The organism is Pseudomonas sp. GW823-FHT02C02 (assembly GCF_058797635.1).
Genome location: NZ_JBXAJV010000010.1, coordinates 61,962 through 88,921, shown reverse-complemented (window position 1 = coordinate 88,921; position 26,960 = coordinate 61,962). Strand labels below are relative to the sequence as shown.

General features: G+C 60.1%; 24 protein-coding genes, 1 pseudogene and 1 riboswitch. Of the genes and pseudogenes, 10 read left to right on the top strand and 15 right to left on the bottom strand.

The annotated features are described in order from the left end of the window. Positions 1 to 16 precede the first annotated feature (16 nt). The 7 genes from AC1ROI_RS18870 to AC1ROI_RS18840 all read right to left on the bottom strand — a co-directional run bounded on the left by AC1ROI_RS18870 (position 17) and on the right by AC1ROI_RS18840 (position 10,761). Positions 17 to 748 (bottom strand): YiaD family glycine zipper/OmpA-like lipoprotein, encoded by a 732-nt coding sequence (locus AC1ROI_RS18870; protein ID WP_010458190.1) that lies wholly within the window; start codon positions 746 to 748, stop codon positions 17 to 19. Between the two features lie 102 nt (positions 749 to 850). Beyond that, positions 851 to 1,492, bottom strand: coding sequence for an MBL fold metallo-hydrolase (locus AC1ROI_RS18865; RefSeq protein WP_010458191.1), 642 nt, complete (start codon positions 1,490 to 1,492; stop codon positions 851 to 853). Positions 1,493 to 1,580: 88 nt separating this feature from the next. Then, a complete protein-coding gene (locus tag AC1ROI_RS18860) occupies positions 1,581 to 4,319 on the bottom strand; it encodes a winged helix-turn-helix domain-containing protein (RefSeq protein ID WP_102595363.1) in 2,739 nt (912 codons plus the stop codon). Positions 4,320 to 4,671: 352 nt separating this feature from the next. Then, entirely contained in the window at positions 4,672 to 6,036 is a 1,365-nt protein-coding gene (locus tag AC1ROI_RS18855; RefSeq protein ID WP_010458193.1) for a DUF1329 domain-containing protein, read from the bottom strand. A gap of 28 nt (positions 6,037 to 6,064) precedes the next feature. Then, complete coding sequence (locus AC1ROI_RS18850; RefSeq protein ID WP_102595362.1) at positions 6,065 to 7,951, bottom strand: DUF1302 domain-containing protein; 1,887 nt, start codon at positions 7,949 to 7,951, stop codon at positions 6,065 to 6,067. 336 nt (positions 7,952 to 8,287) lie between these two features. Then, positions 8,288 to 9,970 (bottom strand): fatty acid--CoA ligase, encoded by a 1,683-nt coding sequence (locus tag AC1ROI_RS18845; RefSeq protein WP_077748998.1) that lies wholly within the window; start codon positions 9,968 to 9,970, stop codon positions 8,288 to 8,290. A gap of 161 nt (positions 9,971 to 10,131) precedes the next feature. Beyond that, positions 10,132 to 10,761, bottom strand: a complete 630-nt coding sequence (locus AC1ROI_RS18840) for a LysE family translocator (protein WP_102595361.1) — start codon at positions 10,759 to 10,761, stop codon at positions 10,132 to 10,134. Between the two features lie 240 nt (positions 10,762 to 11,001). Between AC1ROI_RS18840 and AC1ROI_RS18835 the strand changes: the two genes are divergently transcribed. The 3 genes from AC1ROI_RS18835 (at position 11,002) to AC1ROI_RS18825 (ending at position 13,838) form a co-directional block, all read left to right on the top strand. Next, positions 11,002 to 11,967, top strand: coding sequence for a 2-hydroxyacid dehydrogenase (locus AC1ROI_RS18835; protein WP_010458197.1), 966 nt, complete (start codon positions 11,002 to 11,004; stop codon positions 11,965 to 11,967). A 33-nt stretch (positions 11,968 to 12,000) separates the two neighbouring features. Next, a complete protein-coding gene (locus AC1ROI_RS18830; protein ID WP_010458199.1) occupies positions 12,001 to 12,999 on the top strand; it encodes a methyltransferase in 999 nt (332 codons plus the stop codon). Positions 13,000 to 13,039: 40 nt separating this feature from the next. Further along, a riboswitch (yybP-ykoY riboswitch) is annotated at positions 13,040 to 13,164 on the top strand. A gap of 89 nt (positions 13,165 to 13,253) precedes the next feature. Beyond that, positions 13,254 to 13,838 carry a TMEM165/GDT1 family protein gene (locus AC1ROI_RS18825; protein ID WP_010458201.1) on the top strand — a complete coding sequence of 195 codons (585 nt, stop codon included), beginning with the start codon at positions 13,254 to 13,256 and terminating at the stop codon, positions 13,836 to 13,838. Between the two features lie 136 nt (positions 13,839 to 13,974). Here AC1ROI_RS18825 and AC1ROI_RS18820 read toward each other — a convergent pair whose 3' ends face one another. Then, a complete protein-coding gene (locus AC1ROI_RS18820; protein WP_010458203.1) occupies positions 13,975 to 14,793 on the bottom strand; it encodes a M48 family metallopeptidase in 819 nt (272 codons plus the stop codon). A 156-nt stretch (positions 14,794 to 14,949) separates the two neighbouring features. Between AC1ROI_RS18820 and AC1ROI_RS18815 the strand changes: the two are divergent. Next, positions 14,950 to 16,353 (top strand): annotated as a pseudogene (locus AC1ROI_RS18815) (methyl-accepting chemotaxis protein); the annotation flags it as partial. A gap of 12 nt (positions 16,354 to 16,365) precedes the next feature. Beyond that, positions 16,366 to 17,208: a methyl-accepting chemotaxis protein gene (locus AC1ROI_RS18810; protein ID WP_370654477.1), complete on the top strand. Its 843-nt coding sequence runs from the start codon at positions 16,366 to 16,368 to the stop codon at positions 17,206 to 17,208. A gap of 141 nt (positions 17,209 to 17,349) precedes the next feature. Here the strand turns inward: AC1ROI_RS18810 and AC1ROI_RS18805 are convergent, their stop codons facing one another. Genes AC1ROI_RS18805 through AC1ROI_RS18795 form a run of 3 tightly spaced genes read right to left on the bottom strand, consistent with a single transcriptional unit; the run spans position 17,350 to position 18,461 of the window. Further along, complete coding sequence (locus tag AC1ROI_RS18805; RefSeq protein ID WP_010458207.1) at positions 17,350 to 17,973, bottom strand: SOS response-associated peptidase; 624 nt, start codon at positions 17,971 to 17,973, stop codon at positions 17,350 to 17,352. A gap of 35 nt (positions 17,974 to 18,008) precedes the next feature. After that, positions 18,009 to 18,269: a putative signal transducing protein gene (locus AC1ROI_RS18800; protein WP_010458208.1), complete on the bottom strand. Its 261-nt coding sequence runs from the start codon at positions 18,267 to 18,269 to the stop codon at positions 18,009 to 18,011. 9 nt (positions 18,270 to 18,278) lie between these two features. Further along, positions 18,279 to 18,461: a CPXCG motif-containing cysteine-rich protein gene (locus tag AC1ROI_RS18795; protein ID WP_010458210.1), complete on the bottom strand. Its 183-nt coding sequence runs from the start codon at positions 18,459 to 18,461 to the stop codon at positions 18,279 to 18,281. A 139-nt stretch (positions 18,462 to 18,600) separates the two neighbouring features. Here AC1ROI_RS18795 and AC1ROI_RS18790 point away from each other — a divergent pair, with 139 nt between their 5' ends. Further along, the gene (locus AC1ROI_RS18790) at positions 18,601 to 19,767 is read left to right on the top strand and encodes a 1-acyl-sn-glycerol-3-phosphate acyltransferase (RefSeq protein WP_010458211.1); all 1,167 of its coding nucleotides are present in this window, start codon (positions 18,601 to 18,603) and stop codon (positions 19,765 to 19,767) included. A gap of 231 nt (positions 19,768 to 19,998) precedes the next feature. On the opposite strand, the gene AC1ROI_RS18785 is transcribed toward AC1ROI_RS18790, so the two are convergent. Then, positions 19,999 to 20,277, bottom strand: coding sequence for a hypothetical protein (locus AC1ROI_RS18785; RefSeq protein WP_010458213.1), 279 nt, complete (start codon positions 20,275 to 20,277; stop codon positions 19,999 to 20,001). Between the two features lie 192 nt (positions 20,278 to 20,469). On the opposite strand from AC1ROI_RS18785, the gene AC1ROI_RS18780 reads away from it, so the two are divergent. Continuing rightward, the gene (locus AC1ROI_RS18780; RefSeq protein WP_010458215.1) at positions 20,470 to 20,676 is read left to right on the top strand and encodes a hypothetical protein; all 207 of its coding nucleotides are present in this window, start codon (positions 20,470 to 20,472) and stop codon (positions 20,674 to 20,676) included. Between the two features lie 97 nt (positions 20,677 to 20,773). Here AC1ROI_RS18780 and AC1ROI_RS18775 read toward each other — a convergent pair whose 3' ends face one another. Continuing rightward, the gene (locus tag AC1ROI_RS18775; RefSeq protein WP_010458217.1) at positions 20,774 to 21,358 is read right to left on the bottom strand and encodes a YajG family lipoprotein; all 585 of its coding nucleotides are present in this window, start codon (positions 21,356 to 21,358) and stop codon (positions 20,774 to 20,776) included. 205 nt (positions 21,359 to 21,563) lie between these two features. Between AC1ROI_RS18775 and AC1ROI_RS18770 the strand changes: the two genes are divergently transcribed. Next, entirely contained in the window at positions 21,564 to 21,797 is a 234-nt protein-coding gene (locus AC1ROI_RS18770) for a hypothetical protein (protein WP_010458219.1), read from the top strand. A gap of 738 nt (positions 21,798 to 22,535) precedes the next feature. Continuing rightward, on the top strand, positions 22,536 to 24,044 hold the full coding sequence (gene mqo / locus AC1ROI_RS18765; RefSeq protein WP_077749003.1) for a malate dehydrogenase (quinone): 1,509 nt from the start codon (positions 22,536 to 22,538) through the stop codon (positions 24,042 to 24,044). Positions 24,045 to 24,246: 202 nt separating this feature from the next. On the opposite strand, the gene AC1ROI_RS18760 is transcribed toward mqo, so the two are convergent. Beyond that, positions 24,247 to 24,534 (bottom strand): PA4642 family protein, encoded by a 288-nt coding sequence (locus AC1ROI_RS18760; RefSeq protein ID WP_010458223.1) that lies wholly within the window; start codon positions 24,532 to 24,534, stop codon positions 24,247 to 24,249. A 63-nt stretch (positions 24,535 to 24,597) separates the two neighbouring features. Then, positions 24,598 to 25,083 carry a hypothetical protein gene (locus AC1ROI_RS18755; protein WP_102595359.1) on the bottom strand — a complete coding sequence of 162 codons (486 nt, stop codon included), beginning with the start codon at positions 25,081 to 25,083 and terminating at the stop codon, positions 24,598 to 24,600. A gap of 151 nt (positions 25,084 to 25,234) precedes the next feature. On the opposite strand from AC1ROI_RS18755, the gene dauA reads away from it, so the two are divergent. Then, entirely contained in the window at positions 25,235 to 26,956 is a 1,722-nt protein-coding gene (gene dauA / locus AC1ROI_RS18750) for a C4-dicarboxylic acid transporter DauA (protein WP_102599434.1), read from the top strand. Positions 26,957 to 26,960 lie beyond the last annotated feature (4 nt).

Below are 26,960 nucleotides of genomic sequence, written 5' to 3'. Positions count from 1 at the left end.
TTTTATTGCGCAGATGTTACGGGTATTGCTGAACCGTACCCGGCTGTTGCTGACCACCGTACTGCTGACCCGGAATCGCCTTCAGGTTGACTTCAACGCGGCGGTTCTGCGCCCGGCCATTGACGTCGCCGTTGCTGGCAATCGGGTTATCCGGCCCGGCACCGCGAGCCGACAGGTTGGCGCCGCTGACACCTTGCGAGGTCAGGTAGGTCGCCACGCTCTGCGCACGACGTTGCGACAGGTCCATGTTGTGCTGGCGGCTGCCGGTGCTATCGGTGTAGCCGACGATTTCGATCTGGTTCTGGCTGAACTCCTTCAGCGAGCCGGCCAGATTGTTCAGCGGCTGATAGAAGCTGGAGGCGATATTTGCCGAATCGGTGGCAAACGTGATGTTGCCCGGCATGATCAGTTTGATCTGGTCACCCTGACGCTGCACCTCGACACCGGTGTTGGCCATGCTGGCCCGCAGCTTTTTCTCTTGCTGGTCAGCGTAGTAACCGTAACCGGCAGCGGAAGCACCCACGACGGCAGCGCCAATCAGCGCGCCCTTGCCCCGGTTATCATGACCGATGGCGGCACCAGCCAAGGCGCCAGCCAGAGCGCCGAGGCCACCGTATTTAGCGGTTTTGCTCATGCCCGTGGAGCCACTGTCAGCCTGGCCCTGGTTGTCATAAGGGTTAGGTGAGGCGCAGCCAGACAGCAAGGCCACAGCCGTAGCGACAATAATCAAACGCTGCTTGGTGAACATGAAGAGCTCCTACTTTTTGCATTCTGGGGTGCAACGTACAAAGGCAATGGACCTTTGCGGGTGTTGGATCGTTTTGGCCGACGAAAATTCCGTCGATTGCCTTCAAGCCCGCACAAACGGGTTCTCGCGCATTTCATCGCCCAAGCGCGTGTCCGGACCATGCCCGGTCACGACCGTTGCTTCTTCGTCGAGCGTATAGAGTCGCTGCTTGATCGACCGCACGATGGTCGCTTGATCGCCGCCCCACAAATCCGTACGCCCTACCCCGCGACGAAACAACGTGTCACCGGCAATCAGCAGCTTGGCCTCGGAAAACCAAAAGCTCATGGAACCCGGGGTATGACCCGGCGTATGCAACGCCACGCCGCAACCGCAAGCCAGCTCTTCATCATCGGCCAACCAGCGATCCGGCGACGGCACCGGCGTGTAAGGCACACCGAACATCTGGCATTGCATCTCCAGATTGTCCCAGAGGAACTGATCTTCTTTGTGCAGGTGCAGGGTCGCGCCGGTTTTCTCCTTGAGCTGACCGGAGGCCAGAAAGTGATCCAGGTGCGCATGGGTGTGGATGATGCTCACCACCTTCAGGCCCAAGGCATCGAGGCGCGCGAGGATCAGTTCGTGGTTGCCGCCTGGGTCGACCACGATGGCTTTTTTGGTGATCGGGTCGCCGATGATCGTGCAGTTGCACTGCAAAGGGCCGACAGGGAAGGTTTCGCGGATGAGGGTGGGCTGCTGGGACATCGGGGCATGCTCGGAAAACAGGGATGGGCAATTTTGGCACAAAACCGTATTCCGTCATTTAGCGGACCCGGTAGATCTTGAAAATGCGCTACTCCAGCACCCTTAACTCTTTAGCCCGCGCCACCGCCTGCGTCCTTCGCTCAACCCCGAGTTTGCTGTTGATGTGACTGGCGTGGGTCTTGACCGTGTGCAGCGAGATGAACAGCTGATCGCTGATTTCCTGGTTCGAGCACCCTTGGGCGATCAGGCGCAGGACGGCCAGTTCACGCGCGCTGAGCTGTTCTGTTGCGGGGGATGCTTCCAGTGTGGGGCGAGCGGCCATGGCTGGTAGTTTTTCGGTCAGTTCCTGCGAAACGACTGTAGGAGCGCATAGTTGCAGTTGCCCGCGCAGCCAGTCCGGGTGTTCGGCCAGCAATCGGTCGAACGGTTGCAGGACGCCACCAGCTGCCGCTTCCAGTGCCTGGGCAAACGCCTTGCGCGCCTCGGGCTCACGCCCGACCGAAAGCAACAGGGTGATTTTCTGCGTCAGCGCCATCACGCTGAGCATTTGCCGTCCCGATTTCTGCCCATGCTCAAGCAGCGCGTTCAAACGCCCCTCGGCCAGCATCGGCTGCCCCTGGATCACCTCCAGCAAGGCTTGCTGCAATTCGATATGCAGCGGCAGCTGTGGATGGAATTCCGGCGGCGCTGCCGCGTGCTCGCCGTTGTAGGTCTGTCCCAATCGCGCCAGCCAGGCTTCGGCCAGATCGGTACGGCCCTGGGCCAGCCAGAGCTCGCATTTGACCAAGGTAATCATCGCCAGGTAGTAGATCGGCGGCACGTCCCAGATGTGCATCAGGCGCTCGGCTTCGGCGAGTTCGGCGAAGGCTTTGGCGAACTCGCCGCTGCTGCCCTCGAGCCGGGCGATCACGCAGTGGCCGATCAACACGCTGATATCGCGACAGGCTCGGGCTTCATTCAAACCGGCTTGTAGACGCACCCGCGCGGCTTGCGGCTGCAAGCGCACGGCCAGCAAAAAGCCCTCGTACAAGGTCAGGCGTGCACGCACGGCGTAAAGCCGTTGCGGGGATAACCCTTGCAGGCGTTGCAGCCCCTGACGGACCTCCTGCAACGAGCGCAGGATTTCCCCGCGCGCTTGCAGCACACGTGCGCGGTCGTAATGGGCCAGCGCTTCGAACAGCGGGTTGCCGACCCGTTGCGCCAATTCCAGCGATTCGCGGTTCAAGCTGCGTGCACGCCACAGGTCGCCGTCGGCGATCGCCAGGTTGGACAGCGTCGAAAGACACATCAGCCGTTGCCCGTAGCGCTTGGCCGGCAGACTATCCAGCGCTTCGGTGCAGTAAAGTTGCGTGAGCGCGCGATTGCCGCGCCCCCGGGCGATGATGCCACTCAGGGCCAGCCATTGCGCCAGCATGGACTTCTGCGCAGTGGCCGACGGGGCTGGCAGGAAACGACTCAAGTGCGCCGCCAGCTCCTCGGCAGCGTCCAGCTGACAGGCCAGTCCCAACGCCCAGCTGTAGAGCACAATCAGGCGCGGCGTGCTGATCAGCAGGCTGTCGGGCAAGTCCATCTTCCAGCGCAGCAGCATGCCGACATTCTGTTCGGCGAGCAGTTGTTCTTCAGAGAGGTTTTGCACCAGGTTCGCTGCAACGTCCAGGTGTCCGGCGCGCAGTGCCTGCTCCACCGCTTCGTCGAGCAACCCCTGCGCATTGAACCAGCGACAGGCGCGCAGATGCAGGCTGGCGGCCGGCACGATTGACTGGGCGGCGGGCCGGGTACGCAGCAGGTCGGAAAACAAATGGTGATAGCGATACCAGTGACCGTGCTCGTCCAGCGGCACCAGAAACACTTGGTGCGCCTGAAGGAAACGCAGGATTTCGGCACTGTCATGGGCCTCGCGGACCGCGTCGCAGAGCTCGCTGCAAAAACGTTCCTGAGGCGCGGTGTCGTACAGGAACGACTGCACTTCGGCGGGCAGGCAATCGATGACTTCTTCGAGCAGGTAATCGCGAATCAGCCCTTCTCCGCCGTGCAACGACTGCGGCAATGCTCCGTCGGTACCGGCTTCGGACGCCGCCAGCAACCAGAAACGCAGGCCGGCGACCCAGCCTTCACTGCGCTGGATCAGGTTTTCCAGTGCCTCGCCACGCAATGAACTGCTGTGTCGATCGAGCAACGTGAGGGCTTCATCGTGGGTCAGTCGTAGGTCCTGCTCATGCAACTCAAGCAATTGCCGCGACAAGCGCAAACGCGCCAGATGCCAGTCCGGACGCTGTCGGCTGGTCACCATGACCAGCAAGCCATCGGGCAAATGATTGAGGAAAAACTGCAAGCAACGATCCAGCACAGGCCCCTGCGCCAGGTGATAGTCATCCAGCACCAGCAGCAAAGGTGTCATCGGCGAAAGGTGGATGGCCAGTTCATCGAGCAACCCGTCCAGCCATTCTTCGAAGGCGAAGGGCTGATGGCGCTGGCGCATTTTCAACAGACCCAGGGCCTGGCTGCCGAGCTTCGGAAAGTAATCCTGAAGACCTTCGAGCAACCGCTCGAGGAAACGCCCCGGATCGCTGTCTCGAGGACTCAACCCCAACCACAGACTGTGCCAATGGGCCGGCAGCCCCTGACAGAACTCCACCGCCAGTGAGCTCTTGCCGAACCCGGCGGGTGCACTGACCAGCAACAGCCTGCCACCGAGGCCAGCACTCAGGCGCTCGCACAGGCGAGGCCGCAGCACATGGCCGTCGGGCAACGGGGGCCGAAAAAAGCGCCCGTCCAGTGCCGCGACGGCAACGCTTGCAGGGCCCGGGAGTGGGGACAGATCAGTCATGGCCGGCTCTTGTTTGAATTGCGGGTGGCGGCGTTGCAGATGTCCGCAGACTATCGGTAAACGAAGAGGGAATGAAGGTTATTGCTACAAATGGCTACAAAAAGAATACAAGCAGAAGTTGCGGGGCTTGAGATGGCGTTTTCCTGACAGACCGTATCGCGTCTCCATCGCGAGCAGGCTCGCTCCCACAGTTGACGGCGTTCTCATGGAACAGCGCGCTACCTGTGGGAGTGAGCTTGCCCGCGATAGGCCGTCATCGACACTGAAGATCCACAGTGAGAAATCCGGGCAAAAAAAACGCCCCGAACCAGTCGGGGCGTTTTTCGAGGATGCGGCCTCTGTTCAGTGCAGGTTAACGAACCCCGTCCTGACGCAGCGCAGCGGGGGTGAAATCGCTGGTGGTCGCGGTGAAGCCGAAGTCATATGCCGACTTCTCTTCGTTCTTCATGCCCAGTGCCAGGTAACGGCCCGATTGCAGGTCGTACAAGGTTTCCAGGGCGTACCACGGCACTTGCTTGTCGTAGTAGTTCTCGGCGTGAGCTTCCGCCACTCGCCACAGTTGATTACGGCCGTCGTAGTGGTCGATCACCGCGGCTTGCCAGGTGTCTTCGTCGATGTAGAAGTCGCGCTTGGCGTAGATGTGACGCTGACCTTCCTTCAAGGTAGCCACCACATGCCAGACCCGGCGCAGCTCGTAGCGAGCCAGGTCCTGGTTGATGTGACCGGCCTTGATGATGTCGTCGTACTTCAGTTGCGGTGAATCGAGCTTGTAGCTGTCGGAGGCAATGTACATCTCTTTCTTGCCTTCGAGTTTCCAGTCGTAGCGATCCGGCGCACCGTTGTACATGTCCAGGTTGTCGGAGGTCCGCAGGCCGTCAGCCGCAGTACCCGGCCCGTCATAGGACACTTGTGGCGCACGACGCACGCGACGTTGACCGGCGTTGTAGACCCACGCCGAACGTGGCTCTTTAACCTGATCGAGGGTTTCGTGCACCAGCAGCACACCACCGGCCAGACGTGCCGGCGCAGTCACTTTCTGCTTGAAGTAGAACAGGATGTTGCCCGGATTCGCCGGATCGTAGTCCTTCATCTTGTCGCGGAACACGAACTGATCCTGGAAGTACACCAGGCTGTACGAACCGTTCGGTTGCGGCGTCGCCTGGGTCACCAGGCGGGTCACGCTGCCTCCGCGATAACGGGTGATGTGGTTCCAGATGACTTCAACGCCGGTCTTTGGAATCGGGAACGGTACGGCGGTTTCGAAGTTTTCCAGGCCGTTGCCGCCAGACACGAGGTTGGTGTTGGTGGCGTTTTTCTTGATGGAGGCGAACACGGCATCCGGCACGGTCGCGCCACGATGGGACGGGTAAACCGGCATCTTGAAGGTTTCCGGGTAGCGCTTGAACATCGCGTACTGGCCCGGAGCGAGCTTGTCTTTGTATTGGTCGACGTTCTGCGCAGTGATGGTGAACAGCGGTTTTTCACTGGCGAACGGGTCAGACAGGAAGCCTTTGCCGTCGACGGTGCCGGCGTTTTTCGCCATCGGTTTCCAGGCCGGGATCGAACCGTCAGCGTTGCCCGCCATCTCGGCGCCCATCGGCGTCAGGCTCTTGCCCAGTTTGTCCGCTTCGGCAGCAGGCACTGCCGCCATGACGCTGGTCGCCAGCAGCGAAAGCCCCAGAACTCCAGCGTGGAACAGACTCTTTGTTATTTTCATATGTGTGTTCGTCCTGAAAAAACAGTGCTTAGAAGTTCACGCCGAAGCTGAGCGCAACGAAGTCGCGGTCATCGACGGTGGTGTACTTGCCATCAAAGAAGTTGGTGTAGGCCAGGCTCGCGGTGTAGGTGTTCTGGTACTCGGCGTCGACGCCCAGGCTCACGGCTTTGCGGCCTTCCTCGAAGTTGCCGCCAGGGCCTGGCGAGTAACCGTCCACGTCGTGGGACCAGGCCACGTTCGGCTTGAGGTTCACACCGGCGAACACGTCGTTGTATTCCCAGATGGCGCGACCACGGTAGCCCCACGAAGTCGACGTGGTGAAGCCGTCACTGTTGCAGTTGCGGCTGCGGTTGTTGGTTGGAGTGCCTGGGCCGGCACCGTTGATGGTGCTGGTGTTGAGGGCCACACACGTATTCGCCCCGCCAGTGGCTGGCAATGCACCCGGACCGTAGACCGGATCGCGGCCATAACGGAGGTCGGAAGTGCTTTCCAGGCCGCCGACGTGAGTCACGCCCACTTCGCCCACCAGGGTCAGACGGCTTGCGCCCATGACCTGGTCAAAGAAGTGCGTCAGGGTGGTCTGGAATTGGGTGATTTCTTTACGACGATAGCCGTGCAGGTCTTGACCCGGGCCGGCAGAGAGCAGCGAAGCGTTACCCAGGGCACCGCCCAGAGGTCGTACACCGGCGAACAGAATGTCGGTGGAGTTAAGCTGCACCGGTGCGTTCGGACGGTAGCTCAGTTCACCGCTCCACGCCGTACCGGTAGGCAGGGTGGTAGAGAAGCTCAGGCCGTAGAGGCGAATGTCTTCAGGGTATTCGATGAAGTATTTCGAATTACCTGCCACCAGCAGCGGCGCGAGTGCGGCGAACGGTCCTGGCAGAGAAGCCGCGGTGTTATAGACCGACTGCGGCGCACCCGTGGCGCTGAAGATCGGCGCACGGCTGTGGTAGTTCATGAAGTAGGCACCGAACTCGGTGTCCAGCGGCTCGAACATGTACTTGAGGGACGCGCCCCACTGGCCGCTGTCGCGAGCATCACGATCGCCGCCACGCTGGACCAGCACACCTTCCTCGTTGACATTGACGCCGTTGGCGGCCAATGGACCCAACGCCACGGCTGGAATCTGCGAACGCTTGTTCAGCACGCGCAGGTTGTTTTCGCAACCATCGGCAACAATGTCCGGCTGCGAGAAGAACGTGCCGCAGTTATCGACAACGGTCTGGTCCCATTCCAGCTGGTAGAAGGCTTCTGCCGACAGGTTTTCGGTCAGGCTCTGGGACACATAGAACATGTTGACCGGGATCAGGCCTTCCTTGATCTCGGCACCCGGACGACGGAACGCAGACACGTCGATCGGGTTGATCGAGTTGATGCCGCCGCCGATGAAGGTACTTTCACCCCAGCTCACTACCTGCTTGCCCAGACGCACGGAACCCGGCTGATCGGCAACGGAGTAGTTGTGGTAGACGAAGGCGTCGAGGATTTGCCCGCCGGAGGACTTGGCGCCTTCCTTGCGGTTGTTGTCGCTGATGTCCTTGAACGGACGGCTTTCGTCCTTCAGTTCAAAGTCGTACCAGTATTTGCCACGGACGAAAACGCCAGTGTCGCCATATTTCAATTCAAGGTCATGGATGCCCTTGAAGATCTTCGAGAAGGTTTTCCCGCTTTCGAAGTTCAGGTGACCGTCATCAGAGGTCTGGGACAGGCCGCTGCCACCGTTGTTCACGCCAATGAGGTTCTTGTTGGCACTCTCGGTAGACCAGCTGGAACCGATCGAGAGGGAAGAATCGAACTGACCTTCGATTTCACCAACGTTGAAACTGACGCCGAATGCAGGCCCGGCGAGCGAAGAGGCGAGACTGACCGCCAGGGGCAATTTCGCCCGGCGCCAGAACGTGTTTACTGATGTCATCGACGCTACTCCATGTGCATTATTGTTATGGCAGTTAGCACTTCTAAAAACGTTGTGGATGACGGGGAGCCAAGGCGTCCCGAAGTCACTCCAAATTGCATCGCCCCGTTTTGTGCGTGCGCTCCGTTCTTAAAAATCCTTGAGCGGACTATAGCCAGCAGGTAGTAGAGCTTGATCCCTCTAAAGTGTGATTTGCAGCTGCCGGCCACTCTGGAACAGTCCTTTCGCCAGTCCGACACATGTCGGCATGCCAAGGATGGCTGAAAATTCGGATTTCACAAGCCAAGCGCTTGCTTGGTGGGGCTGGCGTGCCCTTTCGGGCACACCAGAAGGCGCTTAAAGCGTCGAGAGGAAGGTGCTGTTGTTGGCCTGCCATTCAGTGATGTCTAGGCGGATGCGCTTCTTGTCGAGTTTGCCGACACTGGTCTTGGGAATTTCAGTAACAAGGGCGATCTGGCTCGGGATCGCCCACTTGCTCAGGTGGCCCAACTCTACGAATGGCTTGAGGTGTTCCTTGAGCTCTTTAGCCCCGATCTCATGCCCTTCGCGGATCACCAGCAGCGCAAACGGGCGCTCGCCCCACTGTGGATCGGCGATGCCTACCACTGCTACTTCGCGTACCGCCACGTGACGGCTGATCAGATCTTCGAGGTCCAGGGACGAGATCCACTCGCCGCCGGTCTTGATCACGTCTTTGATGCGATCACGAATGTCGATCACGCCCATGCTGTCCAGCGTTGCCACGTCGCCGGTGTGCAGCCAGCCCCCGGCCCAGAGCTCGGCGCCCTTTTGCGGTTCGTTGAAGTAGCCCTCGGTGAGCCACGGCGCACGCAGCACCAGTTCGCCCTGAGTCTCGCCATCGGCGGGCAGGAAGTTGCCGTCGGTGTCGACGATCGCCGCCTCCACCAGTGGCCCCGGCACGCCGGCCTTGATGCGATACGTGGTGCGTTCGTCTTCGGTGCCGGCCATCAGCTCATCGTTGAGGTGGGCACAGGACACCAACGGCCCGGTTTCCGACATGCCATAAGCGGCGGTCAGCTGAATGCCCTTGGCCTTGGCCGCTTCGTACAGTGCACGGTTCAGCGCACTGCCGCCGATGACGATTTTCCAGCCGCCGAAATCGGTGCTCTGCGCCGCCTTGGAATTGAGGACCATCTGCAGGATGGTCGGCACGCAGTGGGAAAAGGTGACCTTCTCCTTGCGCCACAGCTCCACCAGGTACTCCGGGTCGTAACGGCCGGGATAAACCTGCTTGAGCCCGAGCATGGTCGCCACATACGGCAAGCCCCAGGCATGCACGTGGAACATCGGCGTGATCGGCATGTACACGTCGTTGGTGCCCAGCAGCCGCACGCTGTCGATGGCGCCCATGATGGTCGACACGCCCATGGTGTGCAGCACCAGTTGCCGGTGGGTGAAGTACACGCCTTTAGGGTTGCCGGTGGTACCGGTGGTGTAGAACGTGGTCGCGACCGAGTTTTCGTCGAAATCCTGGAAGTCGTACTGCGTGCTCGCGGCCGCCAGCAACTGCTCGTACTCGCCTACCAGGTTCGGCAAGTCGGCGGTTTTTTCCGGCAGGTCTGTCAGAAGCAGGGTTTTCTCGACCGTGGTCAGGTGCCCGGCAATCGCCTGGTACAGCCCGACGAATTCGCTGTTGACCAGTACGAAGCGGTCCTCGGCGTGGTTCATGGTGTAGAGGATCTGTTCCGGTGACAGGCGCACGTTGATGGTGTGAATCACCGCGCCGATCATCGGGATGGCAAACATGCATTCCAGATACCGATGGCTATCCCAGTCCATCACCGCCACGGTATCGCCGGCCTTGACCCCGGCCGCCGTGAGCACGTTGGCCAGCCGCGCGACCCGCTCGATCAGGGTCGGATAGCTGTAGCGCAACTGGTCGCGGTAAATGATCTCGCGGGTTTTCTCGTAACGAGCGCCGGACATCAGCAGCCGTTTGATCAGCAACGGATACTGGTAAGCGCCTTCGGCTGGGGGGATAACGCGAGTCTGCAACATAAGAATCCCTTTTCTGACTGCACGGTGTTGGCTTCAAGAGGCAAACACTCTAGAACCCTTATACGCCGGCCAAATCAGCCAAAGGAATGATTTGCAGAGCCGTACAAATGCTAGCTTTGCGCCAGCATTTGCGGGAGTTCGTTATCCAGGGCTCTGCGCGATCAATGCATCTCGGTAAAAGCGAGTTTGACGCCGATGGCGATCAGCACCACACCCATGGTCCGGTCGAACCAATGGCCCATCCGCGCAAAACCGGCGCGCACGCGCTGCTGGCTGAACAGCCGCGCCACCAGGCAGAACCACACGGCCGTCGCCGCCGCGAGATAGAGCCCGTAGCTTGCCTGCACCGCCAACGGCGTGTGCGGGTTGATCACCACGGTGAACAGCGACAAAAAGAACAGCGTGGCTTTGGGGTTCAGGCCGTTGGTCACGAAACCTGAGGTGAAGGCACCGCGGGGTGTGCGCTCGCCGGCTTCCTTGTGCAAGTCGTCGGTGACGGCTTTAGCCGGTTGCGCGCGCAAGGCCTTGTAGCCGATGTACAGCAGATACGCGGCAGCCGCCCATTTCAAGGCGTTGAACAGCACGATCGACTGCGACACGATCAGGCCGATGCCGAGCAATGAATAGCCGACGTGCAGGAAAATCGCCGTACCGACGCCCAGCGCTGTCCAGGTCCCGGCGCGACGGCCATGAGTCACGCTTTCACGCACCACCACGGCGAAATCCGGGCCGGGGCTGGCGACGGCGAGCAAGTGAATCAGGGCAACGGTCAAGAACTCTGTCCAGTACATGGGGGCTCCTTTGGGGTAGATCGATCAAAATGAAATTCACAGGTCAACGCCAACCCTTGTGGGAGCGAGCCTGCTCGCGATGCGATCTGACATTCAACAAAGGTGTTGAATGTTAATGACCCATCGCGAGCAGGCTCACTCCCACAGGTTTCGCACCTGGCCTGCAATGCGTAACTATATGTTTCATCTGGTAGGCTCGGCAGATTACGCCTTCAGTTCACCGCACAAAAGGTACAGTTGATGACGAACTCTCGCCGCGCCGTTTTCCTCGACCACCCTTCCCTGGACCTGGGCGACCTCGATCTCAGCCCGTTGCGCGACTGCTTTGACGACTTGCAGCTGTTCGCACAGACCACGCCGGAGCAGGTGATCGAACGCCTCAAGGGCGCCACCGTGGCCATCAGCAACAAGATTCTGATCGACGCCAACGCCATCGCCGCCAGCCCTGATCTGAAGCTGATCCTGATCACCGCTACCGGCACCAACAACGTCGACCTCGCGGCCGCTCGTGCCCACGGCATCACGGTCTGCAACTGCCAGGGCTACGGCACACCGTCGGTGGCGCAGCACACGATCATGTTGCTGCTCAACCTGGCCACGCGCCTGGCGGACTATCAGAAAGCCGTGGGTGAAGGCCGCTGGCAGCAAGCGAAACAGTTCTGCCTGCTGGATTACCCGATTGTCGAACTCGAGGGCAAAACCCTCGGCCTGCTCGGCCATGGCGAACTGGGCGGCGCCGTCGCACGGCTGGCCGAAGCCTTCGGCATGCGTGTGTTGCTGGGACAGATTCCGGGGCGCCCTGCCCGGCCGGATCGCTTACCGCTGGATGAACTGCTGCCGCAAATCGATGCGCTTACCCTGCACTGCCCGCTCAACGAACACACCCGCCACTTCATTGGTGCCCGCGAACTGGCCTCGATGAAACCCGGCGCGTTCGTGGTCAACACCGCACGCGGTGGCTTGATCGATGAACAGGCACTGGCCGATGCCTTGCGCAACGGTCATCTGGGCGGCGCGGCGACCGATGTGCTGAGCGTCGAACCACCGACCGCCGGCAATCCGTTGCTGGCCCACGATATTCCACGGCTGATCGTCACGCCGCACAACGCCTGGGGCAGTCGCGAGGCGCGGCAAAGGATCGTCGGTCAGTTGACCGAAAACGCGCAGGGATACTTCAGCGGTAAAGCGCTGCGGGTCGTCAGTTGATAGACTGCGGCACTTTTTTTCACAGGAGCAGTTATGGATCCGCGCAGTGAAGTACTGCTTCGTCAGGCCGACTTATTTCAGGGTTCGGTGCTGCTGGCCGGTTTGCCCGCCGACGACTTGCTGGGCCGTCTGCCCGACGCCCATGGCTGGTGCTGGCATGCCGGTGATCAAGCGGCGCTGGAGGCGCGTTTTGCCGAGCGCAGCCATTTTGGTGTGACCGCACCCGAGCGTGAGTTCGAGACGGCGGTGGTGTTTTTACCCAAGTCCAAGGACCTGACCGATTACATTCTCAACGCCCTCGCCTCTCGCCTGGCCGGTCGCGAGTTGTACCTGGTGGGTGAAAAACGCAGCGGCATCGAAGGCGCGGCCAAGCAACTGAACCCCTTCGGCAAGCCACGCAAGCTCGACAGCGCGCGGCATTGCCAGCTTTGGCTGGTTACTGTGGCCAACGCGCCAGAAGCCAAGTCGCTGGAAAGCCTGGCCCAGACCTATGAATTGCCGCTGGCCGAAGGTCCGCTGAAAGTCATCAGCCTGCCGGGCGTGTTCAGCCACGGCCGGCTGGATCGCGGCAGCGCATTGCTGCTGGAACACTTGGACAAGTTGCCGAGCGGCCACTTGCTCGACTTCGGTTGCGGTGCCGGTGTACTGGGCGCGGCGGTGAAACGTCGTTATCCGCACAATCAGGTGACGTTGCTTGACGTGGACGCCTTCGCTGCCGCCAGCAGCCGTATGACGCTGGCTGCCAATGGCCTGGAAGCGGACGTGATTACCGGTGACGGCATTGACGCGGCACCGATGGGTTTAAGTGCAATTCTGAGCAATCCACCGTTCCATGTCGGCGTTCACACCGACTACTTCGCCACCGAGAACTTGCTGCGAAAAGCAGCCAAACATCTGAAAAACGGCGGCGAACTGCGCTTGGTTGCGAACAGCTTCCTGAAGTATCAGCCGCTGATCGAAGAGCACTTGGGCGTGTGCGCGATCAAGGCCGAAGGACAGGGTTTCAGAATTTATCGGGCCAAACGAGGCTGAAAAATAAGTGCTTGCCTAACGGGTTTTGCCTAGGCAGAATCCGCTCCGTCCTAGGGGAGTAGTCTCCCACGAGCGCCATGCTCGTCCGGCATACGTCAACATACTTGGTCAACAGACCATGGCGTATGCGACCCAAGCGTCCGCATCAGACGGATCGCAGGGTTTGACAAGACCTATGACACGAACACCTTACCCGGGGCGGGAAGGCTGTACGTGTCATAGCCGTGTCGACCCGCCCCTTAGGAAAATCCCTGATGCTGGACTCTCTGCTCGTTCCCACCGCAATCGTTGCCTTGGCCGAAATCGGCGACAAGACGCAACTGCTCGCGCTCATTCTCGCTGCCCGCTTTCGCAAACCCTGGCCGATCATCGCCGGCATCGTCGCCGCGACCCTGGCCAACCATGCGGCGGCCGGTGCGGTCGGCGCCTGGTTCGGCAGTTTCTTCTCGAATGCGGTGTTGCACTGGATCCTGGCGGCGAGCTTCGCCGCGACCGCACTGTGGACCCTGGTGCCGGACAAGATGGACGACGATGAAGCCAGCACCGCCCGCAAGTTCGGGCCGTTCCTGACCACGCTGATCGCGTTTTTCCTGGCAGAAATGGGCGACAAAACCCAGGTCGCCACGGTGATGCTCGCCGCGCAATACCCGGATTTGTGGCTGGTGATCATCGGCACCACCGCCGGGATGTTGATTGCCAACGTCCCGGTGGTACTGGCGGGTAACTTTGCGGCGGATAAATTGCCGCTCACCCTGATCCGTCGCCTGGCGGCGTCGGCGTTCTTTGTCCTGGCGATTGTGGCGGTGTACAAGGCGATGCAGAGCAGCGGGTGGGTTTGACGCCGTAGGTTGATAGACCGCGTTATCGTTCTTCGCGGGCAAGCCTCGCGCCTACAGATTCTGTGTCGTAATCGACCGAAAACCTGTAGGAGCGAGACTAGCCCGCGAAGGCGTCAGCGGCATCACCGCCTGACCATCAGGATTTCGGCGCTTTCTCGTACAACGGCATCACCTTCGGAATCGCCGCCTGCAACGAAGCAATCCGGCTGGACGAAGCCGGGTGCGTACTCAAGAACTCAGGTGGAGCGCCTTCCGAGGCTTTGCTCATTTTGTTCCACAACGTGATCGCCGCATTCGGGTTGTAACCGGCGCGGGCCGCCAGCTCGAGGCCGATCAGGTCCGCCTCGTTTTCATTGCCACGGCTGTTGGGCAAGGTCATGCCGTATTTCGCCACGGTGTCCGCCAGGGCCAGGCTGTCCTGACCCAGACCGAGCAACGCGCCTGCGCCTTGCTTGGCCATTTCGACGCCGTATGCCTTGGACATCGCTTCACGACCATGCTCGCGCAGGGCATGGGCGATTTCATGGCCCATGATCGCGGCGATTTCATCGTCGGTGAGTTGCAGTTTGTCGATCAGCCCCGTGTAGAAAAAGATCTTGCCGCCAGGCCCGCAGTTGGCATTGAGCTCGTCGCTCTTGATCAGGTTGACTTCCCATTTCCACTGGGCCGAATCCGGACGAAACACCGGCGCCTGGGCAATCAGCCGGTCGGCAATCAGCTGGACGCGCTTGGCGTCGTTACTGGTCTTGTCCAGCACACCCTTGGTGCTCGCCTCTCCGACAGTCTTCTGATAAGACTGCGCGTACATCTGGTTGACTTCGTCGGTGGACAACATGCTGAACATGTACTGCTTACGCTCTACGCCAACAGCCCCACCGCTGGTGGTATTGACCGACTGACAACCGGCAAGCAACAAACCTGCGCTCAGCGCACACACAACCAATGTCTTGTTCATCAAAAAACTCCCTGAAAACATGCCGGGTATCCTAGGCGGGTAACTGTATCCGCACCAGATACAACTGACGTGTAGACGCTCATTTCAGATAAAGCTCTCATTGCCGTAGGAAAAAATTCACATAACGGCGCTCGCCACGGTCGCCAACGCCCGGCAATGATTCATTTACGACATCAACCACTCCAAAACAGCCATTTCGCGCTGCCTCGCTCATGGCCCTCCTGCTCCCTGCCGATACACCACCGCAGACGTCCTCTTGCGTGCGGAGCACCCATGAAATTCAAGTCGATCCAGTTTTCCGTGGCCGCCCTCGCCGGCGCCATCGTCCTTAGCGTAGTCGCCGCGCTGGTGCTGTACGCACTGTTTTCCGGCGCCCGGACGCAAGACATGGTCCAGGAGCGGACCCAGGCGCAATTCGAGCAAGTCATCGAGCAGCGCCTGACCTCTCTGGCGCAAACCCAGGTCAGCCAGATCCAGCGCGAACTCGAAGCGCCGCTGCTGATCGCTGGCGGCCTGGTGCGGGTCAACGCGCTGATCGGTACGCCGGGGGCCGATGGCCAGCCGACATTGAGTCTGAGCCGGGAGCAGTTGATCAGCCTGATCAAGGAAAACGTTGCCAAGAACCCGAAAATTCTCGGCACCTATATAGGTTGGGAAAAAGACGCGCTCGATCACAACGATGCGGCCTACGTCGACACCAAGGTGGTCGGCATCGACGCCAGCAACGGGCGCTTCCTGCCGTGGTGGTTTCGCAACGAGGACGGCACCCTGGGCCTGGACAAACTGGTGGACGTCGATGACCAGAAAACCCTGTCCACCGGCGTGCGTGCCAGCGAGTACTACCTGTGCTCGAAAGAAACCAAGAAGTCCTGCGTGATCGATCCGGCGCCCTACAAGGTCGGCGACAAGATCGTCATGCTCGCCTCCTTTATTGAACCGATCATGCTCAACGGCGCCTTCCAGGGCATCGTCGGTGCCGACCTGTCGGTGAACTTCATCCAGGAAATGTTGCTGGGGGCGAATCAGAAACTGTACAGCGGCGCAGGGGAAATGGCGCTGATCGGCGGTAATGGCCGGATCGTTGCCTACACCAAGGACCCGAGCAAATTCGGCGAAAAGGTCAGCGACCTTCTCGACAGCAAGCAGATCGCCAACATGGCCCACCTCAAGGGCGGCGAAGTGACTTACACCGTCGACAAGGCCCAGGGCCGGATCGAGTTGTACCTGCCCTTCGGCATCGGCCAGACCGATGCGCGCTGGACCTTGATGCTGCAATTGCCGCTGAACGCCGTGATGGCCGACCTGCAAAAACTCCAGGGCGACCTGGACGCTCAGCGCAAATCCGACACCTTCGGCATGGCCATGGTCGGTTTGTTGATCGCCGGTATCGGTCTGTTGGTGATCTGGCTGGTGGGCCACGGCATCGCCCGCCCGCTCAAGCAAATGGTGGCGATGCTCGACGATATCGCCAAAGGCGAAGGCGACCTGACGCGCCGCCTGACCAGCGACCGCGCCGACGAACTGGGCTCGATTGCCAAAGGCTTCAACACGTTCCTCGCCAAGCTACAGGCGATGATCACCCAAGTCGTGACCTCGGTGCAGAGCGTCAGCGATTCATCGGAACACACCGCCGACATTGCCATCCGCACCAACATCGGTGTGCAGAAGCAAATGGCCGAGATCGATCAAGTGGCGACGGCGGTGCATGAAATGACCGCCACCGCCCAAGACGTGGCACGCAACGCCACCCAGGCCGCACAAGCCGCCAGCCATGCCGATCAGGCAGCGGCCCAGGGCATGCAAATTGTCCGGGATACGTCGAATTCGATTGGCGTCCTGGCAATTGAAATCGGCAAGGCTGTGGGCGTGGTGCAAACCCTGGCCAAGGACAGCGAGAACATCAATGCGATCCTGACCGCCATTCGCGGGATCGCTGAACAAACCAATCTGCTGGCCTTGAATGCGGCCATTGAAGCGGCACGCGCGGGCGAACAGGGCCGCGGTTTTGCGGTGGTGGCCGATGAAGTGCGCAACCTGGCGCAGAAGACTCAGAAAGCCACTGAAGAAATCCAGACCATGATCCAGCAACTGCAACAAGGCACCCGCGATGTAGTGCGGGTCATGGAGGACAGCCAGAACCGCACAGACGAAAGCGTGCAACATGCGGCGAAAGCGGCCGAGGCCCTGGAGACCATTACTCAGGCGGTGTCAGTGATCAATGACATGAACACCCAGATTGCCAGTGCGGCCGAAGAGCAGAGCGCGGTGGCGGATGACATCAACCGTAACGTGATCAACATCGGGCAAGTGGCCAATGAAGTGGCCGGCGGGGCGGATGAATCCAGTGCGGCGAGTGCGGATCTGACTAAGTTGGCTGAGCAGCAGCGGCGGTTGATCAATCAGTTCAAGGTTTAAAGATTACAGGAAGGTCCTGCGGACCTTATCGCGAGCAGGCTCGCTCCCACAGGGGGATTTCTGTGAACACATTATTTGTGAACACTAGAGATCCACTGTAGGAGCGAGGCTTGCCCGCGAAGGCGTCAGCACAGGCAACCTTTAACCAGGGGTCAGACACTCCGGCCCATTCAGCTTCGGATCATTCACCAGATTTGCCAATACCCGCTCGCGCAACGCCGCGGGTTCACTGGCCAGCAACCCTTGCAATACATGCAGCGGCGTCTCGGGATCAAGCCACGCCGCCTGCCCTGCCTCATCCAGAATCAATGGCCGACGCTGACTCGCGGCCGGCTGGGTGATCACCGCCGTGCTCAGCCACACTTGCTCCTGCACCGGATACGCTTCCCAGATCGCCGCAAAAAACAAGGTCGAGCCTTCTCCCGGCGTCAGCCAATACGGACGCTTGCGGGTCGTGCCACGCCATTCGTAGAAACCGTTGGCCGGCAGCAGGCAACGGCGTTCGCGCAAGGCCTGGCGAAACATCGGTTGTTCAGCGACGGTTTCGGCCCGGGCATGGGCCGGGGTGCGGGAAAGATCGGTCAGCCACGGCGGCGTCAGCCCCCAACGCGCCCGCGCCAACTCACGCTGAGCGTCTGCACCGGCACGCAGCATCAGCACCGAATCATTGGGGGAAATATTCCACTGGGCCTGCTGATCGGCGGGGAAGCCAGGCAGGGCCGCGAAGGCGGGGTTCCAGCGAAACAGGGCATAACGTCCACACATGGGGCAACACGACTCTCAATAAAACGAACGCCAGCCTAACAGACCAGCGTGCCGGGAAAGCTGTCCGGTTCATCACCGGGCAGTGGCAGCGCGGCATTGTACGCGGTGATCAGCTCGCGGGCGTATTCGGCCTGGTCGTTGTCCACCGACAAACCCAGCAGGCCGTAGATCGGCAGTTCACCGGTCCCGCCGATCAAATCGCGGCCCACCAGATGCGCCTCAATGCCCTCGCTGGCCAGCATGCCTTGCAGCAACTCCCCTTCCATCAGGTTTTCCGGCTCGTAGATTCGCTGCATAGACGCCCCTTACTCGTTTTCGCTGAACACTTCGAGATGCCATTCCTCTCCGTCTACCTGCAACACAAACGTTATCGGCCGACAGCACACCTGACAGTCCTCGATATAGGTCTGATCGCCACCGGACAGGTCCACCGTCGTCTCGACCTCTTCACCACAATACGGACATTCGTACAACGCAGGTTCCAGCATCGCGGTCTCCCAAGTGACTTGTGCGTATAATCGCCGGTCTATTTGCAGGGCTATTTTTGTCTGGCTAACTTTTCAGACCGTGCCCCGTTGGTTTTCGATCAAAACCTTTACTTACCCTAGCCGTTTCTAACAAGAGAGCATGATGGGCGAATTCGATGCCATCCGACCTTACAATGACAGCGAAGTCCCTGCGGTGCTGGACCGACTGCTCGGCGACAAGGCGTTTCTAGATATCCTCATCCATTTCCGCTTCCCGCGTTTTGCCGGTGCCTTTGGCTGGGCGCTCAAACCTCTTATAGCTCATCGGCTGCGCCGTGAGTTCGCCAGCGTCACCTCGGTGGCGACGTTGCAGGATAAAGTCGAGATGTATGTCGACCACACCATCGAACGAGCCACGGACGGTGTGACGTACACCGGCGTCGAGCAGTTCAAGTCCGGCAGCGCCTACCTGTTCATCGCCAACCACCGTGACATCGTGATGGACCCGGCCTTCGTCAACTACGCCGTGTACCACGCCGGCCTGCCGACACCGCGCATCGCGATCGGCGACAACTTGCTGCAAAAGCCCTTTGTCAGCGATTTGATGCGCCTGAACAAGAGCTTCATCGTGCACCGTTCGATCACCGGGCGTCGCGAGAAGATGGCGGCGTATCAGCTGCTGTCCGCCTACATCAACCACTCGATCCGCAACGATTGCGCCTCCATCTGGATCGCCCAGGCCGAGGGCCGGGCCAAGGACGGTGATGACCGCACCGAGTCGGCGATCCTGAAGATGTTCCACATGAGCCGCAAGGACGAGCCGTTCGGCGAAGTCATCCGCTCGCTCAACGTCAGCCCGGTGTCGATCAGCTACGAATACGACCCGTGCGACCAGGCCAAGGCCCGCGAATTGTTCATCCGCGCCACCACCGGCAGCTACACCAAAGTCCCGGGCGAGGACGACGTCAGCATCGCCAAGGGCATCACCGGCTACAAGGGCCGGGTGCACGTGAACTTCGCCGCGCCGATCACCGAACTGTTCGACGACACCAAGCAATTGGCGATCGAAATAGACCGGCAGATCCTCGGCGGCTACCGGTTATTCCCGGTGCATTACCTGGCTTACGCGCAGTGGAAAGACGCTGACCCGCAATTGCAGGTGCCAAAAGCTGCCGAGGTGTTTGCGGCCGACGAACTGGTCAAGGCTCAGGAAGAATGGCAACGCCGACTGGAAGCCTGCCCTGAGGAACATCGGCCGTATCTGGTGCTGCAATATGCGACGCCGGTGCGTAATCAGTATCGGGTCAAGGCTGGTTTGCCGCTGTAATTGACTGGATACAACAACGGCGCCTTCAAGGCGCCGTTTTTATTTGCCTTGACGCGGTAGGTGGGCAAGGCACTGTCCCTGTGGCGAGGGAGCTTGCTCCCGCCCGACTACGCAGCAGTCGAAACATCGGTGCTAGCGGTTTGCCTGACGCTACAAGGATGGCTGGTTGTGGGGCCGTTTCGCAGCCCAGCGGGAGCAAGCTCCCTCGCCACAAGGTTCTGCGTCAAAGATTCAGAACCAGGTGCTGATCCAAGACACCAGCAACGCCAACCCCAGGCACGCGAAGCCGAAGCGGTAGAAGAAACGGTTCATGCGCAACGTCGCCCAATCCAGGGTGGGCTCTTCGTTCGGACGGCTCTGGCGTTGGGCGACAAGGCTCGCCATGGCGCGTTGTTCACGGCGACGCGTGGCATGCAGCAGCCAACTACCCGGGAAGGCCAACAGCAAGGCCAGCAGGTTGATCAACTTGGCGGGATGGTGGGTGAACAGCGAAATCAAATGCAACGACATCACGGACCTCGGCAAAACAGGTGTGGCAGACGCCGAACCGACGACCGCGGCGCGAATTCTACCGAAAGCCTGTCCCCCTGCCCTGCCTTTCCGACAAATAACGAACCATCTGACCAAATGCTGCCCTGTGTCACGGCTCCGTCATCTGAATACGCCAGTCTGGCGGCCCTCGAAACCGACACGGATACCGTCATGCTGCACGCCGAAAACCAGGACCGCCTCTACCTCATCGCCCAGAGTGACGAACAACAAAACCTCGTAGGAAGCCTCGCCTTTAACGTTCAGGACCGCCATTGGCTGGTTTATTGCGCACTGGGCGGGCATCAGCATGCGGATTTGCCTGAGACGGATTTGCTGACCGGCGTGAGCGTGCTGGATTTCTATTCACAAGCGGCCTGACCCCGACAGCCTCGCGCCTGCTGGTGATCGGTAATCAGCAGGCATGAAAAAGCCCGGAGCCATTGCTGGCACCGGGCTTTTTTGAATCTCGCGAAAGTTACTCGCCGAGAATCTGACCAATCGTCGGGTCCTTGAACAGACGCGTCAACGCATCGCTCAACACGTCGCTGACCAGCTTGGTGTTGGTTTCCTGATTCGGCGCCATACCGAAACGCTGGTCCAGGGATGCGCCGTAACGGCCGCTGTAGCGACGGTTGGCGTTCTGCACATCCGAGCGGAAAGTTGCGCCGATGGTCGCTTCAGTCACGTACATGCCTTCTTTAGGCGACTGATACTTCAACTCGGCCAAGGTAACGGTCAATTGCGGGGCATTCAGCGCATTCGAGGTCGGGGTGAAGCCCAGCAACCGCACGGCCGCCTCGGCCTGTGCCTGCAACTTCGGCAGGATCTGCGCGCCCTGCACGGTGATCGCGCTGGTCTCGGGGTACAAGCCACCACGGGTGCCCAGGGTTGGCGACGGACGACCATCCACCACACGCACCACCACCGGCTGACCGCGGCCGACCGGCGCCAGCTGAGCTGTCAGCTTGGGTTCAGGGTTCAGTTGTTGCGGGCTGTGGGCGCAGCCGACGAGGGTCAAACTGGTCACAGTGATCAAACCGAACAACAGGCGTTGCAACATGCTCTTCTCTCCAGAATCAGGCACAAACAGGCCCGCAGTATAGCCGTGCGCCACTGCAGCGAACTAGGGCGCTGCAATGATTGAAGTAATTTCCTACAAACCCATCAGAAACCCCCTCGTGTCACAGATCTGTCATCGCCCATACACTTTCACGTCACGGCTTGCTGGCAACCTTCTCGGCAGGTCACCCACAAGGTACTTTGTCATGCGTTATCTCATCTCGCTGTTCGCGCCACGCCCCTTGCACCGCAGTTTTGCCCTGCTCGACCGCAATGGTCATTGCCAGGCGTTCAAGCAGTGCAGCCTCCAGCCGATGGGCGATGGCTGGGTCGAAATCGAAGAAATCCGCCTCAACTGGTTGCACCATCCCCTGCCCCCGAGCGCCCGTGTCAGCCAGCGCCGGCCACGTGCACGGGTGCAACATCTGTTGACCACCTGACCAGACGCCTAATAAAAGTCATTAAACACGTCCATTTCCCTGCGTTTCTTAGATACAATCTCCCCCCGATTATAAGGACGTCTCCTGATCGGGCCTCGCAGCATCGTCAATGCTTCGGTATTGGCACCCCGCACCGCCCACAGAGAGCCGCCCACACAGATCGAGTGAAGCTGGCGCGCTTGCTGTTCCTTGAGCAAAAACCCCACTTTTCGCGAATCTGCAGAGCTGTCATTACGCTCGGTCACTGAGCTGTTTGCCCGTTTTGCCTGTCATGTACCCCATGACGGCAATCCATCCGGGCACGGTGCCAGGCTGGGACAGCCCTTTTTTGAGGTTCACGTCTTCAAAAGAGCGTGAAAAAAACGGGTTTTCACAACTTCACAAGAGTGTGGCGAGCAAATGAATAGTTTTGCGTCTGAACATGCACCATTAGCGTCTGAAACAGCCCAACGACACAGGACCGAGTACTCCTCGAACACCGGAGCCTGAAGCCTGTCCGCTACGGATTTGGTTGCACAAACGGATGTCTCGACCATAAGTCGAATTGCCAGCCGCGCGCTGAGATGAGTTCATGTAACTCTTTAGGCCCGGCCGCATGCATCCGTCGAAGTTGCGAAAAATTGCGAAGATTCGGACATGGCAACACTGACCACGGGTACCTGGGCATCACTGACACGCCCCGGAACGCCTGGCAGCCATGCCGACAATTTGGTGCTGCAGATTTTGGAGACGCGTTAAATGGCGCATAACGAAGCAGTCGACGTAGTACTGGTTGGGGCCGGCATCATGAGTGCCACCCTTGCCGTACTGCTCAAAGAACTCGACCCCGCGATCAAGCTGGAAGTCGTCGAGCTGATGGATTCCGGTGCTGCGGAGAGTTCCAACCCATGGAACAACGCCGGTACCGGTCACGCCGGGCTGTGTGAGCTCAATTACACGCCGCAAGCGGCCGACGGCAGCGTCGACATCAAGAAAGCCGTGCACATCAACACTCAGTTTGAAGTGTCGAAGCAGTTCTGGTCCTACCTGACCAAAAAAGGCACGTTCGGCTCCTGCAAGACGTTCATCAGCCCGGTGCCGCACCTCAGCTTCGTGCAGGGCAATGATGGCGTTTCCTTCCTCAAGGAACGCTTCAAGACCCTGAGCAAGCACCATGCCTTCTCGGACATGGAATACACCGAAGACAAGGCCACCATGGCCGACTGGATGCCGTTGATGATGCCGGGCCGGCCAGCCGACGAAGTCGTCGCAGCCACCCGCGTAATGAACGGCACCGACGTCAACTTCGGCGCCCTGACCAATCAATTGCTCAAGCACCTGACCAGCGCACCCGATGCCCAGGTCAAGTACTGCAAGCGCGTGACGGGCCTCAAGCGTAACGGCAGCGGCTGGACCGTCAGCATCAAGGACGTCAACAGCGGCAACACCCGTGAAGTCGACGCCAAATTCGTCTTCCTCGGTGCGGGCGGCGCGGCACTGCCGCTGTTGCAGGCCTCGGGCATCGAAGAAAGCAAAGGCTTCGGCGGCTTCCCGATCAGTGGCCAGTGGCTGCGTTGCGACAATCCGGAAGTGGTCAAGCATCACCAGGCCAAGGTCTACAGCCAGGCTGCGGTGGGTTCTCCACCGATGTCGGTGCCGCACCTGGATACCCGCGTGGTCGATGGCAAGAAGTCGCTGCTGTTCGGACCTTATGCCGGTTTCACCACCAAGTTCCTCAAGCATGGCTCCTTCATGGACCTGCCGATGTCGGTTCGCGCCGGCAACATCGGCCCGATGCTGGCCGTGGCGAAAAACAACATGGACCTGACCAAGTACCTGGTCAGCGAAGTGATGCAGTCGATGGAGCAGCGTCTGGACTCCCTGCGTCGCTTCTACCCTGAGGCGAAAGCCGAAGACTGGCGCCTGGAAGTGGCCGGCCAACGGGTGCAGATCATCAAGAAGGATCCGAAAAAAGGCGGCGTTCTGCAGTTCGGTACCGAACTGGTCGCGGCCAAGGACGGTTCCCTTGCCGCCCTGCTCGGCGCCTCCCCAGGCGCTTCGGTGACTGTTTCGATCATGCTTGAGCTGATTGAAAAATGCTTCCCGAACAAGGCATCCGGCGAATGGGCTGCCAAACTGGCGGAAATCTTCCCGGCCCGGGAAAAAGTTCTGGAAACCGACGCTGCGCTGTATCGCAAGATCAATGCGCACAACAACGTCGCCCTGGAACTGGTTGAAGCCAGTAACGAGACCGAAAGCTACGCTTGATTCGGCCCCATGAAAAACGCCCCGTTCTCAGTGAGAGCGGGGCGTTTTTTTTAGGACGCTGAAATTATCTTTGTGGCGAGGGAGCTTGCTCCCGCTGGGCTGCGAAGCGGCCCCAAAGCTCTGCGAACGGCATAGATTTTGTGAGCGCTGCGCACTCAAGCGGGAGCAAGCTCCCTCGCCACATATTCCGGTGTGTCCGGGATCAGCCGCGCGCCTTGGCAATCAACTCGATGTACTCGGCGGCATTGCGCTGATCCTTGATCAGGGCGACGAAGTCATTGCCGTGCTCATCCTTGCCATCCAGGTCCAGGCCGGCTGCGACGAAGAATGTCAGAAAACGCTCGAAGTCATCGATGCGCAGGCCACGGTAGGCCTTGATCAGCTTATGCAGGGACGGCGAAGTGGCGTCGACCGGTTCGAAATCGAGAAACAACTTGATCTGCTCATCGCCGATCTCGTCACCAATCACTTGTTTCTTATCTTTACGCATTGCCGACTCCAGCTCGCAGACATTTCACGGGGCGGGCAGTTTACCCCTGCCCGGGCACAAGGCTCAACGCGGACGAACAGTGCCCGTGTGCAGATCGGCCCAGACATGGCCGTTTGCGTAGCTGAGGAACTGGCAATACACCGTGCCATTGCGCAACAAATCGATCACCACCCGGTACTGCGCCATCGGGTAAAACAGCGTCAGGGTTTTGCTTTTTTCGTCATAGATCGGCTTTTTCAGGCTTTTGCTTTCGCCGTCGAAATTGACCAGCACCTGGTTGATGGTCGCGCCCTTGTTCAAGGATTTGCCCTTGAGGCGGATCATCATCGGAGACGTGACCGGAATCGGTTGTTGATTGGACTGACGCTGGCTGCCAACCACCACCGAATATTCGGTGACCTGCAACAACTGTTGCTGCTCGGGCTCCGCGTCACGCAGGGTCAGGTCGTCAGGCGGTAGAAACTGCGCGTGCATCGGCGCCGGGGCGGCCGCCAGAGGCAGGCTGAGGGTCAGCAACAGGACGGCGCAGCTGCGGATCAAAAGGCTCATGACGGGCTCCGAAGACGAGGCCAAGCACTCTAGCATGAGGATCAACCGCGCGAATTGGCGATATAGGTCAATACTTCGCAGTACGAGGTTGGCCATGCTGGACGAGCTTTCAGCCGTCGTTCAACAGTGCATCGTCTTCTAGGGAGTGTGCATGACGTTCTCCGTCCCCCCGTTGTTTGCGGCCTGGCGTCAGACCTGGCGCGCCGGCTACACCCTCAGGCGCTTACGCGGCGACATCAGTGCCGGGGTGACGGTAGGGATTATCGCCATCCCGTTGGCCATGGCCCTGGCGATTGCCGTAGGTGTGCCGCCCCAGCAAGGGTTGTATACGGTACTGATCGCTGCGCCCCTGATCGCCCTGACGGGAGGTTCACGTTTCAATGTCAGTGGGCCGACCGCCGCGTTCGTGGTCATTCTGTTGCCCATCACCCAACAATATGGCCTGGGCGGCCTGCTGCTTTGCACCATGCTTGCCGGCGTCATTCTCATTGCCTTGGGGCTGATTCGAGCCGGGCGGTTGATTCAGTACATTCCGTACCCGGTCACCCTGGGCTTTACCGCCGGGATCGGCATTGTCATTGCCACCCTGCAATTGAAGGATTTGCTGGGCCTGACCACCGCCGGCCAGGTAGAACACTACATTGAACAACTGGGCGTATTGATTCTGGCGTTGCCCAGCGCCCGACTAGGGGACGGGATCATCGGCCTCACATGCCTGGCCGTTCTGATTGTCTGGCCACGGTGGGTGCCGAGGATTCCGGGGCATCTGGTGGCGCTGACAATCGGCGCGCTCCTGGGGGTGGCGCTGGAGCACGGCGGGCTGGCGGTGGCGACATTGGGTGAGCGCTTCAGCTATATGGTCGACGGCGTCAGCCATCCCGGCATTCCGCCGTTCCTGCCAAGCTTCGATTGGCCTTGGAATCTACCCGGCCCCGACGGCCAGCCGCTGCACCTGTCCTACGATTTGATCCGTCAGTTACTGGCGCCAGCGTTCGCCATTGCCATGCTCGGCGCCATCGAATCCTTGTTGTGTGCGGTGGTGGCGGATGGCATGACCGGCAGCAAACACGACCCCAACGCAGAACTGCTGGGCCAGGGCCTGGGCAACCTGATCGCACCGTTGTTCGGTGGCATTACCGCCACGGCGGCCATTGCCCGAAGTGCCACCAACGTGCGCAGCGGCGCCTTTTCGCCACTGGCCGCCATTATTCATAGCGCCGTGGTGCTGATGGCAATACTCGTCCTGGCACCGCTTTTCAGCTACTTGCCGATGGCGGCACTGGCCGCGTTGCTGGTCATGGTGGCGTGGAACATGAGCGAGGCCCGGCACGTGCTCCATACCTTGCGTATCGCGCCTCGCAGCGATGTGCTGGTCTTGCTGACCTGCCTGAGCCTGACGGTGTTGTTCGACATGGTGATGGCCGTCGCCGTCGGCCTGCTGCTGGCCGCCGGGTTATTTATCAAGCGCATGAGCGATCTCACCGACACCGCCGAACTGCCTCGCGGCTTCCATCAAGCCTTGCAGGACATGCCGGAGCACGTTCGCTGCTACGCGATACGCAGGCCGCTGTTCTTCGGCGCAGCTGAAAAAGCGCTGGGGGTGCTACGCAAATTCAACCCGGAGGTCAAAGTGGTGATCGTCGAGATGAGCGCCGTGCCGATGCTGGACATGACGGCGCTGGCCGCCTTCGACAATATCCTGAGGGATTACCGCAAGGACGGCATCGGCCTGATTCTGGTGGCGACCGCTCCACGGGTGCGCCTGAAGCTCAGGCGCGCGGGCATCCATCGGGAACAGCGTCAGCTGGCCTACGTGAACAACCTGGAACAGGCCCGTCGCAAAAGCGAACGCTGGCTGGCCGAGGAAAATTGAGCCC

Excerpts from the sequence above, each read along its gene's own strand:
- AC1ROI_RS18870 (WP_010458190.1), bottom strand. The coding sequence starts at position 748 with ATGTTCACCAAGCAGCGTTTGATTATTGTCGCTACGGCTGTGGCCTTG.
- AC1ROI_RS18865 (WP_010458191.1), bottom strand. The coding sequence starts at position 1,492 with ATGTCCCAGCAGCCCACCCTCATCCGCGAAACCTTCCCTGTCGGCCCT.
- AC1ROI_RS18860 (WP_102595363.1), bottom strand. The coding sequence starts at position 4,319 with ATGACTGATCTGTCCCCACTCCCGGGCCCTGCAAGCGTTGCCGTCGCG.
- AC1ROI_RS18855 (WP_010458193.1), bottom strand. The coding sequence starts at position 6,036 with ATGAAAATAACAAAGAGTCTGTTCCACGCTGGAGTTCTGGGGCTTTCG.
- AC1ROI_RS18850 (WP_102595362.1), bottom strand. The coding sequence starts at position 7,951 with ATGACATCAGTAAACACGTTCTGGCGCCGGGCGAAATTGCCCCTGGCG.
- AC1ROI_RS18845 (WP_077748998.1), bottom strand. The coding sequence starts at position 9,970 with ATGTTGCAGACTCGCGTTATCCCCCCAGCCGAAGGCGCTTACCAGTAT.
- AC1ROI_RS18840 (WP_102595361.1), bottom strand. The coding sequence starts at position 10,761 with ATGTACTGGACAGAGTTCTTGACCGTTGCCCTGATTCACTTGCTCGCC.
- AC1ROI_RS18835 (WP_010458197.1), top strand. The coding sequence starts at position 11,002 with ATGACGAACTCTCGCCGCGCCGTTTTCCTCGACCACCCTTCCCTGGAC.
- AC1ROI_RS18830 (WP_010458199.1), top strand. The coding sequence starts at position 12,001 with ATGGATCCGCGCAGTGAAGTACTGCTTCGTCAGGCCGACTTATTTCAG.
- AC1ROI_RS18825 (WP_010458201.1), top strand. The coding sequence starts at position 13,254 with ATGCTGGACTCTCTGCTCGTTCCCACCGCAATCGTTGCCTTGGCCGAA.
- AC1ROI_RS18820 (WP_010458203.1), bottom strand. The coding sequence starts at position 14,793 with ATGAACAAGACATTGGTTGTGTGTGCGCTGAGCGCAGGTTTGTTGCTT.
- AC1ROI_RS18810 (WP_370654477.1), top strand. The coding sequence starts at position 16,366 with ATGATCACCCAAGTCGTGACCTCGGTGCAGAGCGTCAGCGATTCATCG.
- AC1ROI_RS18805 (WP_010458207.1), bottom strand. The coding sequence starts at position 17,973 with ATGTGTGGACGTTATGCCCTGTTTCGCTGGAACCCCGCCTTCGCGGCC.
- AC1ROI_RS18800 (WP_010458208.1), bottom strand. The coding sequence starts at position 18,269 with ATGCAGCGAATCTACGAGCCGGAAAACCTGATGGAAGGGGAGTTGCTG.
- AC1ROI_RS18795 (WP_010458210.1), bottom strand. The coding sequence starts at position 18,461 with ATGCTGGAACCTGCGTTGTACGAATGTCCGTATTGTGGTGAAGAGGTC.
- AC1ROI_RS18790 (WP_010458211.1), top strand. The coding sequence starts at position 18,601 with ATGATGGGCGAATTCGATGCCATCCGACCTTACAATGACAGCGAAGTC.
- AC1ROI_RS18785 (WP_010458213.1), bottom strand. The coding sequence starts at position 20,277 with ATGTCGTTGCATTTGATTTCGCTGTTCACCCACCATCCCGCCAAGTTG.
- AC1ROI_RS18780 (WP_010458215.1), top strand. The coding sequence starts at position 20,470 with ATGCTGCACGCCGAAAACCAGGACCGCCTCTACCTCATCGCCCAGAGT.
- AC1ROI_RS18775 (WP_010458217.1), bottom strand. The coding sequence starts at position 21,358 with ATGTTGCAACGCCTGTTGTTCGGTTTGATCACTGTGACCAGTTTGACC.
- AC1ROI_RS18770 (WP_010458219.1), top strand. The coding sequence starts at position 21,564 with ATGCGTTATCTCATCTCGCTGTTCGCGCCACGCCCCTTGCACCGCAGT.
- mqo (WP_077749003.1), top strand. The coding sequence starts at position 22,536 with ATGGCGCATAACGAAGCAGTCGACGTAGTACTGGTTGGGGCCGGCATC.
- AC1ROI_RS18760 (WP_010458223.1), bottom strand. The coding sequence starts at position 24,534 with ATGCGTAAAGATAAGAAACAAGTGATTGGTGACGAGATCGGCGATGAG.
- AC1ROI_RS18755 (WP_102595359.1), bottom strand. The coding sequence starts at position 25,083 with ATGAGCCTTTTGATCCGCAGCTGCGCCGTCCTGTTGCTGACCCTCAGC.
- dauA (WP_102599434.1), top strand. The coding sequence starts at position 25,235 with ATGACGTTCTCCGTCCCCCCGTTGTTTGCGGCCTGGCGTCAGACCTGG.